This window comes from Paenibacillus sp. MY03, from assembly GCF_002165585.1.
Classification (GTDB): Bacteria; Bacillota; Bacilli; order Paenibacillales; family Paenibacillaceae; genus Pristimantibacillus; species Pristimantibacillus agaridevorans.
On the sequence record NZ_MXQD01000001.1, the window covers coordinates 173,499 to 192,440 of the forward strand.

Annotated in this window: 14 protein-coding genes; 13 read left to right on the forward strand and 1 reads right to left on the reverse strand. The window is 45.6% G+C overall.

Going from position 1 to position 18,942, the window contains the following annotated elements; all coding sequences use genetic code 11:
* Position 1: 1 nt before the first annotated feature.
* The 9 genes from B1748_RS00545 to B1748_RS00585 all read left to right on the forward strand — a co-directional run bounded on the left by B1748_RS00545 (position 2) and on the right by B1748_RS00585 (position 11,429).
* Entirely contained in the window at positions 2-1,543 is a 1,542-nt protein-coding gene (locus tag B1748_RS00545; protein ID WP_179215296.1) for a helix-turn-helix domain-containing protein, read from the forward strand.
* Positions 1,544-1,690: 147 nt separating this feature from the next.
* Positions 1,691-2,989, forward strand: coding sequence for an ABC transporter substrate-binding protein (locus B1748_RS00550; RefSeq protein WP_179215297.1), 1,299 nt, complete (start codon positions 1,691-1,693; stop codon positions 2,987-2,989).
* Between the two features lie 86 nt (positions 2,990-3,075).
* Positions 3,076-3,969: a carbohydrate ABC transporter permease gene (locus tag B1748_RS00555; RefSeq protein ID WP_087565914.1), complete on the forward strand. Its 894-nt coding sequence runs from the start codon at positions 3,076-3,078 to the stop codon at positions 3,967-3,969.
* Positions 3,970-3,990: 21 nt separating this feature from the next.
* A complete protein-coding gene (locus tag B1748_RS00560; protein ID WP_256975472.1) occupies positions 3,991-4,848 on the forward strand; it encodes a carbohydrate ABC transporter permease in 858 nt (285 codons plus the stop codon).
* Between the two features lie 41 nt (positions 4,849-4,889).
* Positions 4,890-6,254: a sulfatase family protein gene (locus B1748_RS00565; RefSeq protein ID WP_087565915.1), complete on the forward strand. Its 1,365-nt coding sequence runs from the start codon at positions 4,890-4,892 to the stop codon at positions 6,252-6,254.
* A gap of 58 nt (positions 6,255-6,312) precedes the next feature.
* Complete coding sequence (locus B1748_RS00570; protein ID WP_087565916.1) at positions 6,313-6,561, forward strand: Uma2 family endonuclease; 249 nt, start codon at positions 6,313-6,315, stop codon at positions 6,559-6,561.
* Positions 6,562-7,115: 554 nt separating this feature from the next.
* Positions 7,116-8,519 (forward strand): sensor histidine kinase, encoded by a 1,404-nt coding sequence (locus B1748_RS00575; RefSeq protein WP_179215298.1) that lies wholly within the window; start codon positions 7,116-7,118, stop codon positions 8,517-8,519.
* A gap of 5 nt (positions 8,520-8,524) precedes the next feature.
* Complete coding sequence (locus tag B1748_RS00580) at positions 8,525-10,090, forward strand: response regulator transcription factor (RefSeq protein ID WP_087565918.1); 1,566 nt, start codon at positions 8,525-8,527, stop codon at positions 10,088-10,090.
* A complete protein-coding gene (locus B1748_RS00585; RefSeq protein WP_179215299.1) occupies positions 10,083-11,429 on the forward strand; it encodes an ABC transporter substrate-binding protein in 1,347 nt (448 codons plus the stop codon). The genes B1748_RS00580 and B1748_RS00585 overlap by 8 nt, the downstream gene beginning before the upstream one ends.
* 6 nt (positions 11,430-11,435) lie before the next feature.
* Here B1748_RS00585 and B1748_RS00590 read toward each other — a convergent pair whose 3' ends face one another.
* Positions 11,436-12,365: a helix-turn-helix domain-containing protein gene (locus B1748_RS00590; RefSeq protein WP_087565920.1), complete on the reverse strand. Its 930-nt coding sequence runs from the start codon at positions 12,363-12,365 to the stop codon at positions 11,436-11,438.
* A 148-nt stretch (positions 12,366-12,513) separates the two neighbouring features.
* Here B1748_RS00590 and B1748_RS00595 point away from each other — a divergent pair, with 148 nt between their 5' ends.
* From B1748_RS00595 to B1748_RS00610, 4 genes are all read left to right on the forward strand, one after another.
* Positions 12,514-13,623, forward strand: a complete 1,110-nt coding sequence (locus tag B1748_RS00595; RefSeq protein WP_087565921.1) for a glycosyltransferase WbsX family protein — start codon at positions 12,514-12,516, stop codon at positions 13,621-13,623.
* 214 nt (positions 13,624-13,837) lie between these two features.
* Positions 13,838-14,968 carry an ABC transporter ATP-binding protein gene (locus B1748_RS00600; RefSeq protein WP_087565922.1) on the forward strand — a complete coding sequence of 377 codons (1,131 nt, stop codon included), beginning with the start codon at positions 13,838-13,840 and terminating at the stop codon, positions 14,966-14,968.
* Complete coding sequence (locus B1748_RS00605; RefSeq protein WP_087565923.1) at positions 14,968-17,964, forward strand: extracellular solute-binding protein; 2,997 nt, start codon at positions 14,968-14,970, stop codon at positions 17,962-17,964. Before B1748_RS00600 ends, B1748_RS00605 begins: the two co-directional genes overlap by 1 nt.
* Positions 17,961-18,941: a carbohydrate ABC transporter permease gene (locus B1748_RS00610; RefSeq protein WP_256975456.1), complete on the forward strand. Its 981-nt coding sequence runs from the start codon at positions 17,961-17,963 to the stop codon at positions 18,939-18,941. Before B1748_RS00605 ends, B1748_RS00610 begins: the two co-directional genes overlap by 4 nt.
* The last annotated feature ends 1 nt before the right edge of the window (position 18,942 follow it).

An 18,942-nucleotide genomic window follows, 5' to 3' on the forward strand; every position in this document is an offset into this window, starting at 1 on the left:
GATGTTGCGAGTACTCATTGTAGATGATGAGAAGCCAATCAGACAATGGTTTGAGCATGTTATTAGACAATATCCCGACGAATTTTATATTGTCGGCTTAGCTGCCAATGGGCAGGAAGCGCTTAAGCTTTGTTTGAAGCTAATGCCAGATATAATTATTACAGATATAAAAATGCCGGTGATGAATGGTCTGGAACTGATTGAACAGGTGAATAATCTGAATGCGAATATTTCTTTTCTCATTTTAAGTAATTATGATGAGTTTGAGTTTGTTCGCCAAGGCTTGCGTATTGGAGTCAAGGACTATTTGTTAAAGGCAGAGACGGATGATCAGGATATTATAGCTGTCATACGTAAAATAGCGATGGAGCAAAGGCATATCGCAAGGCAAAAGGTTTCTCAAGCAGGTACAGGAAAGCAGGAGGATAGATTGCTGTTGCGAGATGTACTGAACCAGCCGGAGGAATGGTTGCAGCCGATTATGGCACAAGGCTTGCTGTGCTGGATTTATTGCGGAGTCAATACGTTAGCTAAGGATGAAGACCAGCGAAGCCGGGGGGCGCAGCCGTTCAAGGAGCTCAGCAACAATTGGGCGAAGGAAATGTTTGATCATGTTCAATTATTTGTAGATGAGTGTGACAATATGGCGTTTTTATTAAATATTTATTCGTCGGAAACAGTGCTCTCTCAGGCTGAGTTGGTTAAAATATGTACAGTTTGGAATAGGGAGCTAAGGGAAAAGTATGGCTACAACGCTTCATTCGGCATTAGCAGAAGCTTTGCCTCCTATGCCCAATTAAAAGGAGAATTTTTAGAGGCCAAGCGAGCTTATCGGCAAAAATTTTATACAGATACTCAATGTGTGCATCTGACTGGATCAGATGGTTCGCGGAAGGATAATACTGTGTTGTTGGACATTTTGAAGCCGCTGAAATCGGCAGAGCTGCTCGAGAACAATTTAACGGAACAAGTGTTGGATAAGCTTAATGAATTAGAACGGTATCGGCTTGATCCTTCGGAAGTCATCGATGCCTTCCAATTGTTTTTGGAGCGAATGGCTAATCAATTGCTAGAGCGAACGGGTGAACACTATTCGGAAAAGCATGGTCCTTTGACAGATATCGCCAAGCTATCCTCTTGGAATGAATTTTGTGAATTTATACATTATCATTTGCATGCGATGCAACAATTGGCGTATCGCCATACCTTTGTTTATAGTGCAACAACTAATCAGATTATGGCGTATATAAGGCAGCATTTTGCACAGAAGCTGTCTATGTCCCTGCTTGCTGAACAGGTTCATCTAAATGAAAATTATCTTTCTCAAGTATTCAAGAAGGATACGGGAATCACGATAACTAGTTATATTATAGATGTGAGAATGGAGCAGGCGAAAAAGCTGCTGGCTACTCAGCGATATAAGATCAATGAAGTGGCAGCTGAGGTTGGTTACGCGAGCGAAGCACATTTTAGTACGGCTTTTAAAACATTCTATCGTGTTACGCCATCGCAATATATAGAATCTCTAAGAAATTCAAAATAAAATCTAAGCTTTTAGCAAGTCGATTTTTTTTGATTTAGACGAAGCTGTTTTAAACGAAAGAAGCCCTGATCGTTTAGTATGGTTCGCAAAAGTAAACTCCTTTAACATTGTGGATGTAAGCCATTTCAAAACTAAGGGAGAATTATGATGAAAAGAAATACGGGATGGATGCTGTCGGTAATTATGATGCTTTCGTTAATTTTAAGCGCTTGCAGTAGCACAGCAAACGATGACCAGCTAAGTAAAGGAAACGAATCAAACACTGGAAAAACGGAGCAGAAGATCCTTAAGTTTTGGATGAGGGGATCTGGACCTAACGAAGTACTTGCGCGGAGTGTTGTCGCTGATATTAAAGTTTTCGAAGAGCAAAATCCTGATATTAAGGTAGAGATTGATTATATACCATATGCAGATGTGGAGGCCAAATGGAATACAGCATTTGCAGGCGGAACAGCTCCGGATATATTCGAGGTTGGGATTATTAATGTGGCTAGCCGCGCTAATTTGGAGCAATTTATTCCGCTTGATGATTACATCAATGGCTGGTCAGGTAAGGATGATATTATCGATAATATTTATAAGCTAGGCAGCTACAAGGGGAAAATATACGGATTGGGCTATTTGCCTGCACCAAACGTATTTGCTTATCGCAAGGATTTCTTTGAAGAAGCAAATCTTGATCCTGCACGCCCACCGCAAAACTGGGAAGAGCTAATGGAATATTCTAAGAAACTCGCTGTTATGGAGAACGGCAAGCTTGTCCGCGGCGGCTTCGATGTTCCCTCGCAAAATGGTTCGTTCTGGCTAGAGATGTTCGGGCATCAGAATGGCAGCGCGATCGTCGATGAAGAGAAGGAACTTCCGGTATTTGATGAGCCAGCCGCTGTCGAAGCGCTGGAATTTTTAAAAGAGTTGTCCCAGTATTCGATTTCCTATGATCAAAGAAAAACTGAAACGGTACCTTTTCGTCTTGGTCAATCTGCGATGACATATATTTCTCCTGATGCGATTGGAGAAATGATTAGAAATGATCCGAGTTTGGAAGGGAAAATTGGCGTAGTCAGCAACGTTCCAGGCAAGCACCCGTCCACCTTCAATGGCTTGCGACTGCTCTCTATCTCCAGTACTAGCAAGATGAAGGATGAAGCATGGAAATTAATTGAATTCTTTTTGAGTAAAGAACGGGCAGAGCTGCGAATGAAGGAATTGATGATGCCCGTTGTTAATAAATCGCTTGCTGAACCGTTTATTGCGATGAATCCCGAAATGAATAGCGCGATTGTGGAAGCGATTCAAATCGGCGTCGGTAGACCGAATGTAACGTGGTCGCCGCTATTCGAAAAATATGCAAATCAAGGGTATGAGGAAGCGATGTTTGGTGTGAAATCAGTAGAAAAAGCTCTCCAAGACGCGGTTGCAGATTTGAAAAAGGAAATCGGCAATTAGCGTAATGAACACTGGTGCGAGTCAACCGGAACTATCGGAAGACTCGTGCCAGAATCATATCATTTTATTTAGAGGGGAAGGGTACTGTGCGCTTGTTGTGGAAAAAAAGTGTATTTACGGATCGATCGGGCTACTTGTTTATACTTCCATTTTATTTGCTATTTATATATTTTTTATTAATTCCTATATTGGAAGTCGTCTTTTACAGCCTCACTGATTATAATATGTTTTCGGGAAAGAAATTCATCGGTCTTCATAACTTCAGTGAGCTTTGGCAAGATAAAGTGTTTATAAAATCGATGAAAAACACGATTGTATATCTTATTTTCACACTAATACCAACTATGTCGATTGGTTTGCTATGCGCTATTTTTCTTAATACAAAGCTTTTCAATACAAGTTGGGCACGGGCTTTTATTTTTATGCCGCATATCGTATCCATGGTATCCGTATCGATGGTATGGATGTGGCTGTATGATCCAACCTTCGGTATTTTCAATCGTATTTTAAGTACATTGGGTTTCGATACGTTGCAATGGCTGGTTGATCCTAAAACAGCGATGCCCTCCGTCATTATTATGAGCATCTGGAAAGGGATCGGCTATAATATGATTATTTTTCTCGCAGGCTTGCAGGGGATACCGCGAGATTATTATGAGGCGGCTGAGGTTGACGGTGCAAATAAAGTAAAACAATTTATTCATATTACCGTCCCCCTGCTGGCCCCAGCAACGTTTTTCCTGTTTGTAACAGGAGTCATTAATTCCTTTAATGTATTTGAACAAATTAATGTGATGACATCGGGAGGACCGGTCAATTCAACGACAACGATGGTACATCAAATTTATTTGCGTGCGTTCTCGGAGTTTAAGATGGGCTATGCTTCTGCGCAATCCGTTATTTTACTGTGCGGTGTTATGTTTATTACGATTATTAATTATCGTTTTGGCGGATCAAGGAAAAAATACGGTGATGAATAGGAGGGGCAGACATTGAAAGCTGTGCTGGGTAGTAAAGTTATTTTGTTTACATTAATCGCACTCTTGTCTGCGGTCATTGCGTCGCCGTTTATATTAATGATATTAAGTTCATTTAAGACGATGGCAGAAATACAAGCACCTGTGTTTAAAATTTTGCCGCAATCATTTTCATTTAATAATTATTTAGAAGCGATGCAGCAGGGAAATTGGGCACGTTATTTTGCAAACTCTTTATCGATTACGGTTATTACGGTTAGTCTTGGACTGATGACGATGTCATTGGCGGGATATGCATTTGCGAGAATGAATTTTAAGGGCAGAGATGTACTGTTTTTCTTTTCATTGTTGGGGCTGATGATTCCAGAGCAGGTCATATTAGTACCGGTATTTTTGAAAATCAAGGAGTTTCCTTTGTTCGGTGGTAATGATATCTGGGGAGTAGGAGGAATCGGCTTTCTCAATTCTTATCTAGGGTTAATTATTCCGCAAATAGCACATCCCTTCGGTGTATTTTTATTCCGTCAGTTTTTTATGCAGTTTCCAAAAGCGCTTGATGAAGCCGCGAAAATTGACGGCAGCTCTCGCTTACGGACATTTCTAATGATCTATATACCTGCTTGTTTACCAGTATTCGCTACAGTGGCCTTGCTAAAATCGATAAGCTCATGGAATCAATACACTTGGCCGCTTGTTATTACAAATGCGGATAATATGCGAACAGTGCAACTGGCGCTTAGTATATTTAAGACGGAATATGCAGTGCAGTGGAATTATATTTTGCCGGCGACTACTTTAATTGCACTGCCTGTGCTGCTATTGTTCTTTTTTTTACAGAAATATTATGTGCAAGGAATCGTAACATCCGGTGTGAAGGGGTAGTTTGGTAAGCGTAAAAATCGAGTGGATGCGGGGGAGAGGTAATGAGTCATATTAAACATGCAGATCGGGCAAATGTGATATGGGTTTTTGGCGACCAGCATCGGGCACAGGCTTTGGGTTGCAACGGCGATATGAATGTGCATACACCGAATATAGATAATTTGGCAGCCAGCGGCGTTAATTTTAACCAGGCATTATCTGGATTTCCGCTTTGTTGCCCGACCAGAGGCTCGTTGTTAACGGGACGTTATCCGCATAACTGCGTGCCAGGGCATGAATATCGGCTTCCCGAGGGGCAGCCGACGATTGCAAATGTATTTAATGACGCAGGTTATGCGACGGCTTATTTTGGGAAATGGCATTTGGACGGATTTAAGGAGAGTAATGGCCGTGGTGCATTCCATATCGTTCCGCCGGAACGGCGCGGCGGGTTTCAGCAGTGGATAGGCTATGAAAATAACAACAGCCCTTGGGATAGTTGGGTGCATGGCGGTGAGGGCGACGATGCTTTTCATTATAGGTTGCCAGGCTTTGAAACGGATGAGCTGACGAATTTGTTTATTAAGTATATCGAGGAGCGCGGGGAACAGAGGAAATCTGGAAATGAGCAGCCTTTTTTCGCGGTGCTTTCGGTACAGCCGCCGCATAATCCTTATATGGCTCCGGAAGCATTTCGCGGCAAACATACCTCGGCAAATATAGAGCTGCGGGCAAATGTCCCGCCGATTGCTAATATTAAAAGCGAAGCCCAGAACAATTTGGCCGGGTATTATGCGATGATCGAAAATCTCGATTGGAACTTAGGGCGAATTCGCAGCTCTTTATGTGAGGCTGATCTTGATTTCGATACACATATTGTCTTTTTTAGCGATCATGGCGATATGCATGGCAGTCATGGACAATTTCATAAGACTAGTCCATTTGAGGAAGCAATCCGGGTTCCTTTTATCATCAGCGGAGAACGTCCATTTTATGATCGTAGAACAGGAAACTCCTCTGCATTGCTAAACCATGTTGATGTCGCTCCGACGACACTCGGTTTATGCGGAGTTGCCATTCCGGAATGGATGGAGGGAACGAACTATGCTTCGCATCGGCTGCCAGAACTGAATAGAGTGGAAGGGGCAGACTCCGCATATTTGCAATCTGTTGTAGCGACGGGACATGGTCATAGTATCGATAAGCCATGGAGAGGCATCGTGACGAATGACGGCTGGAAATATGTTTGCTTTGAAGGAGTTTCTTGGCTAATGTTCAATTTGAATGAAGACCCATACGAATTGATGAATGTCGCGCATAACAGCATTTATGAGAAAAAGCGTGCGGAGCTGTTAAGCAAGCTTCAGGAATGGATTGTACGCACAGGCGATTCTTTTACGCTGCCTAAATATGAGCTGCATGAATAGACTGAAATAAGAGGCATACACTCATAAATTTGATATAGGCAAAATATACTAACGGGAATTGTCCGCTATACGAGCTCATGATACAATTGGTGGAGAATATACGTTCGTTTTTGCACAATACGGCATTCCGGAATATTGGATCGTCGATCCCGCATTAGGCGCGCTCGAACGATATGAGCTGAATGGTGAAGCCTACTTGCTGTCGGAGATATTCACAGCGGAGATGACGGTACAGTCGAATCATATCTCATGCGTGTCCTTTACTATGGGGGACATTCTGAGCCGAGTGCCGGATCTATCGAATTGAAAATTAAGAATGGATAGACATCTGTTTCGGAGGTAATCCGGCAGATGTCTTTTTGCATTTAATGGAGCATCGCGAATCGGATTTACCCAATCCCGCTTCAATAAAAAGCCTGACCTAAGTAGTAACATTATATTACAAATAAAAGAACATTAACTTCCGAAATCTTGTCATGTATAAAGAAAAATGCGGCTAGATTTTTTGTCCAATAAGGTATAAAATTGGGGTAATTTATTTCACGAAATGCGGGGAGAGGCAGAATGACGATAACATCCAGCTTACTAGGCTGGATCCGCTCGAGATTGCTATACAAAGTAGTGGTGCTCTATTCATTGTTGACGCTAATCCCGCTGTCCGTTGTTAGTTTGGCGTTCTACTCTCGATCACAGGATTTGCTGGAACGGAGGTCAACGGAGGAGGCGCAACAGGTTCTTAATCGGGCCTCAAGCCACGTGGATGATTTGTTGGCAGCGTATGCTCAGGAGCTGTACCAATTTAGCAGAAACAAGCTTTTACATTCATATTTAATGGAACGTGTTGAACCGGGAAAGTTGGAAGTGAAAGAGGCCCTAGAGGAGCAACTCCGATATAGGTTGGAGGAAGCTTCTACTACGATTGGCGATTATGTGGATTCCCTGCATTTGATTAATGGAACGGAAACTCTCTTCCAAATCGGAGATGGTTACCCGCTGGAATATTTGAAAGCGTTTGAAATTATGCCAGCGGAATACGATCATACTCCACAATGGGCGTATTTTACCGATAAGAACAGAATGGTATGCCGATTGAAACTTGAGGATCCCGTAACGGGGCGACAGCTTGGAATACTGGTGCTGGCGCTTGACACCGACAAGCTAACGGCTCTTTACGGCAATCTTGAGCTCGCGAATTTTCAGCTTCTGAACGAAGATAACCTCATTTTATCAGGGACGGCGTCGGAGCGAATCGGTTCATTGTTTTCGATGAAGTCCAATGAAAGCGTTGTCAAATTGATTCAGAAATCTCGTTTCTCGGGTTTGCAGTATGTATATGTGGCTGATGCGAAGCCTGCTGCGATCATGAAGAAACAAACGTTGTTCTCCTTTTATGTCACACTCTTCGCTTGGGCAGGCGTTATCTTGATTACATACTGGTTGATGCGTCGGATTACAATTCCGCTAACGAAGCTAACAAGATTAATGCGGCGTGCGGGTAGGGAAGAGTATGTGCTTATGGATGAGGTGTCATCTCGGGACGAGGTAGCTTTGTTATGCCATGGTTATAATCAAATGGTCAACCTTACGCGTGAGCTGATCGAGAAAAATTATAAGTCGGAACTTCTGAAGCACGAGGCGGAGCTAAGGTCGCTCCAGATGTATGTTAATCCGCATTTCCTGTACAATACGTTGGCTTATATTAATGTTCTGTCCGCCACTCCCGAAGGTGTACGCCATATTCCAGATGTGAACCAGCGCCTTACAAATATTTTGCGATTTTCAATTTCGACTGGGGACAACACGGTTCCGCTGGTCAAAGAAATGTCCATCGTAGAGATGTATCTGCAAATTCATAAATATCGCTACAAGGACCGGTTGGCTTACGAGATTCAACTGTCACCGGGATTTCATTCGATTAGTATTCCGAAGCTTCTGTTGCAGCCGCTGGTGGAAAATGCCATTATTCACGGGGTTGACCGTTGTGCGGAAGGTGGCAAGATCCGAATCATAGTCGACGAGGATAATTTCGATTTGGTTATTACAATCGAAAATTCAATTGAAGATAAAGAAACCCAGAATACTGTAAAAAGTAGTCTAATCCCAAATCGGCCGGGGGAGAGCAAGCGGGGCTTCGGTTCGGGATTAAAAAATGTGAACGATCGCATCAAATATCAATATGGCGCTTCATACGGTGCAGTCATAGCTCTAAACGACAACTATGCAACGGTAACCGTTCGACTGCCGATTGTCATTGAAGGAGAGTAACGAACATGCGTATCATTATTGCGGATGATGAACAGGAACTTCTAGATTTTATTGCTAATATGCCGCAATGGGCGGAGGTCGGTTATGAAATTGTCGGCAAGGCGGCTAATGGAGCCGAAGCGCTGAAATTAATCGATCGGCTACGTCCCGATTTAGTTGTAGCGGATATTCGCATGCCCGTGATGGATGGACTCGAATTGGCTGCACATATCCGACAAGATTGGCCGGGAATGCCCGTAATCTTTCTTACGGCCCATGATGAGTTTGAATATGCGCAACAAGCTGTGAAGCTCGGTATTATGGACTTTATTACAAAGCCCTTTCATCCCCAGGCGTTGGTCGACAGTGTCAAGCTGCTTCGGCCATCGGCTCGTCACGAGAGCGCCTGGGTGTGGCAGGATGAGTTTTTTGCTTTCTTTTACAGCAAGTCCAATTCGGATGAGGCCAAACAGGCTTGGCTAGCGCAGCGTGAGTTTGTCGACCGCTCCTATATTCTACTTTATGCAGAGGCAGACGCTGCTGTGCCTACTGATGGATTTCGCAGCTCCCGACTCGGTTTGAAGAGGAGAATCGAGATGGAAATTGAGCGAAGCCAGTACACGTATTGGGCCGCACTGTCCGCATCCGGCATCTATTTTCTGTTATTCGAGGCTATTGAGGCTGACGGAGAATCCAGTTCTGAGACGGGACGGGAGATCGGGCTGGCGCGGAACATCATATCCGAGCTTCAAGTCGGTGGCGCGGAAAGCGTATCAATCGGGATTAGCTCAAAAATGAGGTCTTATTTGCAGCTGCCTGTGGCAATCGGTCAAATCAACCGCTGTATGGAGTACCGTATGCTGCTGGGAAAAGGCTCGATTATTGCATATGAGGCGTTGGACCGTATGTTTCTTGAACAAAAAGAACGTCGTCAAATAGCGAGACAAGAGTTTGGTGCATTGATCAGTGCCGGTCAGTGGGAGCAAGCTAACCATTATTTGCGAAACTATTATAAGCGGATGTTGCTTGATGGCTTCAATAAAACCGATATTCAAAGTTCGAATATACAAATATTGGAGATTTTGGAGGCTGAGCTGAAACAATATGGTATCGAACCCACCTCAGCAGATTTTGTACAGCGGCGTGAGAATTTGCTTAGTTGCACCATACTGACGGAGATGATGCAACTGCTTGGCAGTTACCTGCAAGAAGCCGAATCGCTGATTCGAGCGAAACAAGAGGATTATACTTCAAGCCTGACTATGGATGTCATGCGGCTGATTCGAAATCATTATGCGGAGGACCTGACTTTGCAAATGATTGCAGAGAAAATTAACGTCAATTATTCCTATCTTAGCCGATCAATAAAAAAAGAGACGGATCGTAACTTTCGGGATTTGCTTAGAGAAATACGTCTGGAAGAGGCTCGCAAAAAGTTGATTCATTCGGATCTCAGAGCCTATGAGGTCGCTTACGCAGTCGGTTTTAAGGATCCGCAGCATTTCAGTGAGGCATTCAAGCAACAGTACGGCAAGGGGCCGTCGGCATATCGAGAAGATATTCGTAAGGGAAGGAGTGGAGAAGGTGTTTAGAGGCGGCCTGAAATGGCTCGTCAAAAGAGCCTTGGTGATGATACTGTCGGTCGGGATGCTGGCTGCAACGGCTTGCGGTGACGCTCGAGAAGTGGAGGAAGGCAGTAACATTGAGGCATTTACAATTAGGGTGGGTGCGTGGTTTATTGACGACCGTGAATTTATGAAGCAATTTCAAGCTAATACGGAGCAAGCGTACAAGAAGCTGTACCCTCACGCCACCATTCAATGGGAAATTACGCTCGGAAACGCTTATTTTGGCAAGCTGGAAACCCAGTTGGCTTCTAACTCGGCTCCGGATGTAATTTTCCATCAGCAAGTCGTTTCCATGATCGAAGCCGGGTATTTATCGGATCTTAGCAGCGAGCCATGGGCCTTTCGGTTTATTCCGCAGATCCAGCAATTTTTGACATACAATTCCGATAAGGATGAATTTAAGATTTATGACGGCAAGGTGTATGCTGCATCCATGGGTGTAGGCATAAGAGGTTATTGGTACAACAAAACGTTGTTCGAGCAGCTGGGATTGAAGGCGCCGAAAAATATGCAAGAGTTGCTGGAGATTTGTGCACGACTCAAAAAAGACGGCTATTTGCCTCTCGCCGCTGGACACAAAGACCGTTGGTCGCTGGTTATGCATTTTGAAACACTGCTGCAATCGGTCGGATACGGTGCGGATCTGAGTTATGGGGTAGGGCTGACTGAAGGACGAAACCGATTAGATGGGGACGAGGTTGCAAGCACTATGCAATTTTTCGAGACGCTATACGAACGGGAATATCTGAATCGAAATGCGCTTAGCATCGATTGGATGCAATCGTTGGAGCTCTTTACATCGCAGCAGGCAGCCATGATTATGCAGGGACCGTGGCTGCCTGGTACGGTGGAAAGCAAAATATCCTCTGATGCCGAACGTTTTGAGCTGGGATTTTTCCCGATATCGGACGAGAACGGGTACTATGATCTTGAATTTGTAAGTGACCAGTACGTTTCGGTTAATGCTGCATCCAAGTTGCAGGAGGAGTCAAAGGCGCTCATAGGGGCGATGCTCAGCGACGATGCTTATCTTCCTTTTGCACGGGAGAATGGATTGCTTCCCGCCATTGAGGGATTACGACCGAGCTTTGGCAACCCGGTTATGGAAGAAGTGTTCCGATATGCCGAGCAGGCGGAAACGAACCAGCGCTGGACATCATTTATAAGTACAGAATCCCATAACTTGTTACTGGAAGAGGCTCAAAATATATTGATGGGTGTCCCCTTTGAACGTGAGAATCTAGTTCCAGCTCAGAAAAAATTGGAAGAAAAGCTTGCCGTGCTCAAGCAGTTGAAGCAATAATCGGCCCTATATTGAGCTTGATGTCATTCTTGCAAATTTCCGATATTGTCCAGGCGTCATCCCTGTCTTGCTTTTGAAGAGATTATAGAAATGATTGGCATCCTCGAAGCCGATCCGGTTCATCGTATCTTTCACAGTTAGCGAGGATTCTTTGAGCAGCTTCATACTCGTCTGAATCCGATAATCTTGTATATAGCTCTTAAAAGGAGTTTCGAAATGCCGTTGGAATAATCTGGAGAGCTGATGTTCACTCCGGTTGGTCTTTCGTGCAATTTCTTTTAAGGATACCTTAGACAGTGGCAGGGCCTGAATCGTTTCGAGAATTTGCAGCTTTACTGGATGTATATCTAGCTTAGGGGGCCATTCAGACTGCTGGAGTTTCCCCGTATCGGTCGTCAAGCATAACTTAGAGAGAAGATCGGCCACTCTCCCGATTATAAGAGTCTGGAACAAGGGAGGCTTCTGCTGAACGAGCGTTCTCATATGTTCGGTTAGCAAACGGAATTCGGATCGCGCATCGATGATTTTAAGCCATGGAGTTCTTTCCCGCTCAGCCGTATCCGGCTTACCCAACAACCAAGAAATCAACTCTCTTATCTCCGAATCTGGGAATATACGAGATAGTTCAAGCAGCCATTCGGGCCGGAGAATAACATTTCTCACATGCAGGTTGCTTGTGGTTGAGGGGCTTGCATTCGGCCGAAAGACATGTGTGATTCCAACGGGGATAATATAGATATCTCCTTGCTTCGCGGTGACTGCAGTTCCGTTGATATATTGTGTTCCATGACCGCTTAATACACAAATCATCTCCGGGAAATCATGCGTATGCTCAAGAAGCCAGTAATTCTCATAGACATCCATGACAGTCAGAAATTCATAATCAGCCAAAACTTCATTAGTCGGATAATGTTTCCTCGTTCGATTAGGGATCATTGATATACTCACCCCTTAAATTTGTCATTTATTCCGGATATGTGTCCTGTTTCCCATTATAAAAAATCCTTTTGTCCATTATACAATGATGTTGCGATGCCGAGTAACTATCGCAATCCATTAACTGCAGGCAAACGGAGGGAAATATATGAAGAAGTATGATGTAGCTGCATATGTTTGGCCATCTTATACGGGGGATGAACCCAGAACCAGAATGTTCTGGCCGGAAGGATATGGCGAATGGCAGTCGGTAAAAAATGCGGTAAAGAAGTTTCCTGAACATAATTGGCCGCGGAAGCCGCTTTGGGGATATGTCAATGAAGCCGATCCCTATGTAATGGAGATGCAAATTAATGCGGCTGCCGACCATGGGGTTAATATATTTATCTATGATTGGTATTGGTACGACAAGAGGCCGTTTCTGGAGCAGTGTCTGAATAACGGATACCTGAAAGCCAGCAATAACGATAGAGTGAAATTTTACCTCATGTGGGCAAATCACAATGTCCCGAACATATGGGATATTCGGATCTCGGATGTGGAGGATGATAATATCATTTGGAATGCCGCGGTGGATCGGCAGGAATTCGAAAAAATTGCAGACAGGTTGATAGAGAAGTACTTCAAGCATCCGTCTTACTATACGCAGGATGGGAAACCCGTATTTATGATTTACGACCTTGCCATTCTAATGGAGGGGTTGGGGGGAGCAGATGCAACTAAAGCTGCATTTGCGTGGTTTCGAGAGCGTGCGGTGCAAGCGGGTTTACCGGGACTTCACTTGCAATTGACCCTGTGGGGCGAGCGGGATTTCAATCTGAGCGGGGTTGATGGGGGGAAATCGGCTACGACGAGCGAGATCGTGAAGTTTCTCGAATTCGATAGCTTGTCCCATTATCAATTCATTCATTTTGTCGATATCGATAGAGACTACAATGAGATTATGGAGGATGTTCTCGGCGAATGGAAACGTATTGACGAAACCTTTGACATTCCCTATTATCCGCACATTTCTATCGGTTGGGACAACAATCCAAGATTCCAAGAATTCCGTCCGGGCATCGTGAAGAACAACACACCGGAAAATGTGAGAAGAGCGTTCCAAAAAGCCAAAGAATATGCTGATGCGCATCCAGATCAGTATCCACTGATCATAATTAACAGTTGGAACGAATGGACGGAAACCAGTTATTTGCAACCGGATGACCTGCATGGGTATGGTTATCTCGATGCGGTCAAAGATGTGTTTAAGAAGTAGACGCTACGGCGATCTATCATGACTCACTACTAGAGATTGAATGGCCCTGACGAATTGCAGTCAGGGTTTTTTTGCGTTTTGTAGACTATGTTCCCTAGGTCGAAAGTAAAGCTAACCCCCTAATAAAGTAAAACGGAGCCATTCGAGCGCGAATGTGTGAATGATAAGCTTGTTGATGAGAGTAAGGAATGCTTGACGAAAAAGGGGTGTTGAAGTGGCGGCTGTAACATTCGAGCATGTCTATAAATACTACGGAAAAGAAGAACGCCCTTCTGTCAACGATTTTCACTTGAACGTGGAGGATGGAGAGTTTCTTGTGCTGGTAGGGCCATCGGGCTGCGGCAAAACGACCACTCTGCGTATGTTGGCGGGGTTAGAGGATATATCACAGGGAGATATCTATATTGGAGATAAATACATCAATTACGTATCTCCCAAAAACCGTGATATCGCTATGGTATTCCAAAATTATGCCTTATATCCTAATTTGACTGTATTTGAAAATATGGCGCTCGGCCTCAAGCTGCGAAAGGTAGCGAAGTATGAAGTTGAAATGCGAGTACAGCGGGCCGCTAAAATATTGGAAATCTCTCATTTGCTGCTTAAGCGCCCAAATCAGCTTTCCGGCGGTCAAAAACAGCGGGTTGCGCTTGGCCGTGCAATCGTTAGAGAACCGCAGGTTTTCTTGATGGATGAACCGTTGTCCAATCTGGATGCCAAGCTTAGGGCCCAGACGCGGGCGGAGCTCATTAAGCTGCACAGCCAACTGCAAACAACCTTTGTTTATGTTACACATGACCAGACAGAGGCTATGACGATGGGGACTCGTATTGTGGTGATGAAGGACGGCTGCATTCAACAGGTGGCAACGCCGCAAACGCTTTATGACAAACCTGCGAACCAGTTTGTGGCCAGCTTTATCGGCAGTCCGCAAATGAATTTCATCCATGGGGGGATCGTTCGAAGAGATGAAGTGTTGTATTTCGAAACGAGGCGGCTGCGTCTTGCAATTCCGCCCGGAATGGAGCAAGCACTGAATAATAGCGAGCGAATGATGCGTACGGCGGTACTGGGTGTCCGCCCGGAACACGTTGCAGCAAAATCTACTGACCAGCAAGATCTAGAAGAGTGGAAGGTTAAGGGTAAAGCCGAAATTGTCGAGCTCATGGGCTCCGACACCTACGTTTATCTCAATATCGGCAGCGAGCAGTTATTGGTTTGCAGAATGGAAGCGCACACAAAAATTACGAGCGGTGATGAGATAGAAGTGATGATCCTGATGAATAAAGCCCATTTATTTCATCCCGATGATGGGCAGGCCATCCGGATGGGGGATGATTCATAATGACCGTGTTCCGAACGGGATCGGCAAGGAAGCCTGGCGTTACGATAGTGCTCTTCATCGCGGTCGCCGCCATTTTTTTATTGTTCCGTTCGCTGTCTTCCGATGTTGGCAGTTATACGGTGATCGATGCTGAGGAGCTGGCGATTGGCGGCAGCTTTATGGAAGAGCAAGAAGGCGAGCTTCTCTATTATCAGGATGTTGTGCGAGGGTACCAGGCGTTGGAGGCTAGACCCGCGAAAGAGGCTTCGTCAATCTCTATTCCCGCAGTGAGTTATATTGCGGCTTCTCCAGATGCCGAGCTGGCACAGATCGCTCAAACTTCTTCAGACCCGCCTGTGCTTCATTGGAATAATGATTCAGGATGGGTGGAGTGGGAGTTCGAGGTGGGCGAAACGGGATTATACACCCTGGAGCTGGATTACGAGCCGCTTCCTGGAAGCTTCTCCTCCGTCGTGCGAGGGTTTAAGATTGACGGCCAACAGCCTTTCCGGGAGGCAGGGGCTATTATACTGGATCGATATTGGAAGGATGGTCAATTCCCATATACCCGCAATGCCTTGGGCAATGAGATGCGGCCCGTGCAGAAGGAGCTGGAGGGGCTGCGAACAATAGCAGCAGCCAGCTTCAGAACTTCTTCCGAACCGCTGCAATGGTATTTGGAGCAAGGGCGGCATACGATTCGCATGACGGAAGGGCGTGAGCCGGTTGCGCTGGGTGAGCTTCGACTGACAGCCCCGAAGGTTGTTCCTTCTTATGAGGAATACAGAGTTTTGCATGGCGGAGCAACCTTAACTCGACAACAAGAAGATTGGTCCCGCATTTACGAGGCGGAGCAAGCAGCAGCCAAGTCCAAGCCCGGCATACAGTCGGTCTCGCTGCGGGAGCCCAATGTAACGCCAGACCCCAAGGGGAGAATTGTATACAATGCTATCGGCGGGGATCGCTGGAAGGAAGCAGGGGATTGGCTGGAATGGGATATCGAGGTGCCAGAGGATGGTCACTATGAGCTTGCGATTCAATATTTGCAAACATGGCGGGGAGAGGTTTCGGCTTACCGGACAATCTCGATTGACGGCGAGGTGCCCTTCCGTGAAATGTATGCTTATGAATTGCCTTCGAATAGGCGTCTTAGCCCACTGACGGTCCAAGACAAGGATGGCATGCCGTTTCTTTTTTATTTGACCAAAGGCAACCATGTACTGCGAATGACAGCTGATGCAGCTCCGGTTGAACCGGCGGCTTTGGCGCTAAGACAAACACTGAAAGAGATGAGCGAGTTGGACCGCAAGCTCCGGACTCTGACAGGCAACTTTGGTTTTGGTCGGGATACGCCTAATACGGATCAGAACCGGACATGGGACATCGTCAAGTATTATCCGCCCATTCACGAAGATTTGAAAAAGATGATCGAACGGTTGGAGAAAACGGCGGCCTACTTGAACGGGTTGTATCAGACGGAGACAGATACAGCTTCTGCTATTCGTGTTGCAGTGGATACGCTTAAGTATTATGACAATCACGTTGAAGATATCCCTAATCGTCTTACAGAGCTGACAGTAGCTCAGAACAGCCTGGCAACTTGGTTGAATCAGTTGGACGGCCAGATGGTATTACTCGATCGAATCGAGGTGCGGTTGCCTGGTCAAGAGACGATGCTTCCAGAGGCTGGGGCATTAGAATTTGTCTGGTACTCAGCCGTGGATTTTGCCCGAACCTTCTTTATGTCGTATAGCGACAAATCAACGAATAAAGAAGAAGCGATTACCGTATGGGTACATCGCGGTCGCGATTATGTCGACGTATTGAACCAGATGATTCAACAATATTTCACCCCAGAGACGGGGATTACGGTTAACGTCAACCTTATGCCGAACCCCAATGCGCTTATATTGAGCAATGCTGCCGGGGATCAGCCCGACGTTGTGCTCGGTGTTTCAGGAGAAATGCCGGTTGATTATGCGATGCGTGATGCAGTAGCGGATTTATCGCAATTTCCAGGTTATGAAGAGGTAGAAGAGCGTTTTCAGCCGGGTGTTATGCGAAGCTACCAATACAATGGCGGCACGTATGGGCTTCCGGAAATTCAGAACTTTAGCGCGTTGTATTATCGTACGGATGTGTTGGACAGTCTTGGACTTACTCCTCCTGACACATGGGAGGATGTTTACAGAATGCTGCCGACATTACAGGAACAGGGGATGGCGTTTTATTTTCCGCCCAAAGACTTTAGCGTTTTCTTCCTGCAGAATAAGGCGCCTTTTTATTCGTCGGAAGGTAATACTTCAATGCTGGGAGAGAAGGCTGCGCTGGATGCTTTCACGGAATGGACGGAGCTGTTCGACAAATATTTGTTTCCCATGGATGTGCCTTCGTTAATCGAGCATTTCCGTAAAGGCAGCGTGCCGATTGGTATTGCGGACTTCTCATTCTACGTCATGTTGAATGTGGCTGCTCCTGATATAGCAGGGAACTGGAAGATGCTACCTATACCTGGAATGTCTGGCGAAGGTGGAGAAACGGAGCGTTGGGCGCAGCAGTCGACGGCAGGAGCGATGATTATGAAGCAAAGCGAAAAGCAGGAAGAGGCATGGGCATTTCTGGATTGGTGGACTTCAGCTAATATTCAGCTGAGATATGGTGAAGACGTGGAGTCGCTGTACGGTCTGGAATATCGATGGAATTCTGCCAACGTAGAAGCGATCTTAAACATGCCATGGCCACAGGAGGAACTGAGCGTACTAAGAGAGCAGTTCCGCTGGGCTAATAATATTCCGATTGTGCCTGGTCATTACTTCTTGCCTCGTGTGATGGACTTTGCATGGAATGATCGGATATTGAGAGGCATTCCTGCCAAAGAAGCGCTGGAGGATGGCGATAATAGTCTGAAGCGAGAAATTAGAAGGAAGCTGGATGACTTCGGCTTGCCTATAGACATTGATCTGCAGGTGCCGGATGATCCCGACCCTGTGGTGAGGGAAGGAAGGGATAGCCGATGAAAACAGTTGATGTTCCAGTCCCTCCCTCCACTTCCCATCGTAAAGCCGGTGCGGATTGGAAGCTCAGATTGCGTAAATTTGTACGGGAGATGTGGAGAGATCGGGCGGCCTATCTGTTTTTAGTTCCCTTCCTGCTGAGTTTTATAATCTTTATCTTTATCCCTGTATTATTGGCGGCATTGCTCAGCGTGACCTCCTTTAATGGCTTCACATTCCCGCGACTTGTGGGTCTGAACAACTTTATCGCCATTATTTCGCAGGATTTGATCTTTCTGAAGTTTGCGTTGGCCAATACGCTCAAATTCGCGCTTATTGTTGGGCCGGGCGGTTATATTTTATCTTTTGCTTTTGCTTGGCTTATTCACCAACTGCCTAAGCGTATTCGGGATTATTATACGCTGGCGTTTTACGCGCCTTCTCTGGCTGGCGGGGTAGCATTGTCTGTCGTATGGGGGGCAGCGTTTAGCGGCGACCGTGTTGGTTATTTGAATAATTGGCTGTTGAATCTGGGCTTAATCGATACGCCGCAGTTATGGCTGCAGGATCCGAAATACTTGCTCGGAGTCATGATCGTCGTGTCGCTATGGACAAGTTTCAGTATTGGTTTCCTGGCCATACTTGCTGGACTGCAAACCGTTAATCAAGAGATGTACGAGGCAGGGCGGATGGATGGTATTTCAAATCCGTTGCAAGAGGTGTTCTATATCACCATTCCGGCGATTAAACCGCAAATGCTCTTCAGCGCCATTATGGCGATTGTCGGCACGCTCAAGGCAGGTGGAATCTCCGTACAGCTTACTGGTCAGATGATTACCCCCCAATATGCGGGCCATTTGATGATTAACCATATAGACGATTATGCTTTTTTGCGGTTCGAGCTCGGCTATGCTTCCGCGTTGTGCGTTATCCTCCTCGTTATCAGTTATTTGGTGCTCCGGTTCTGTTACCGGTTGTTCTTGCCCAAGGAGGATGAATAAC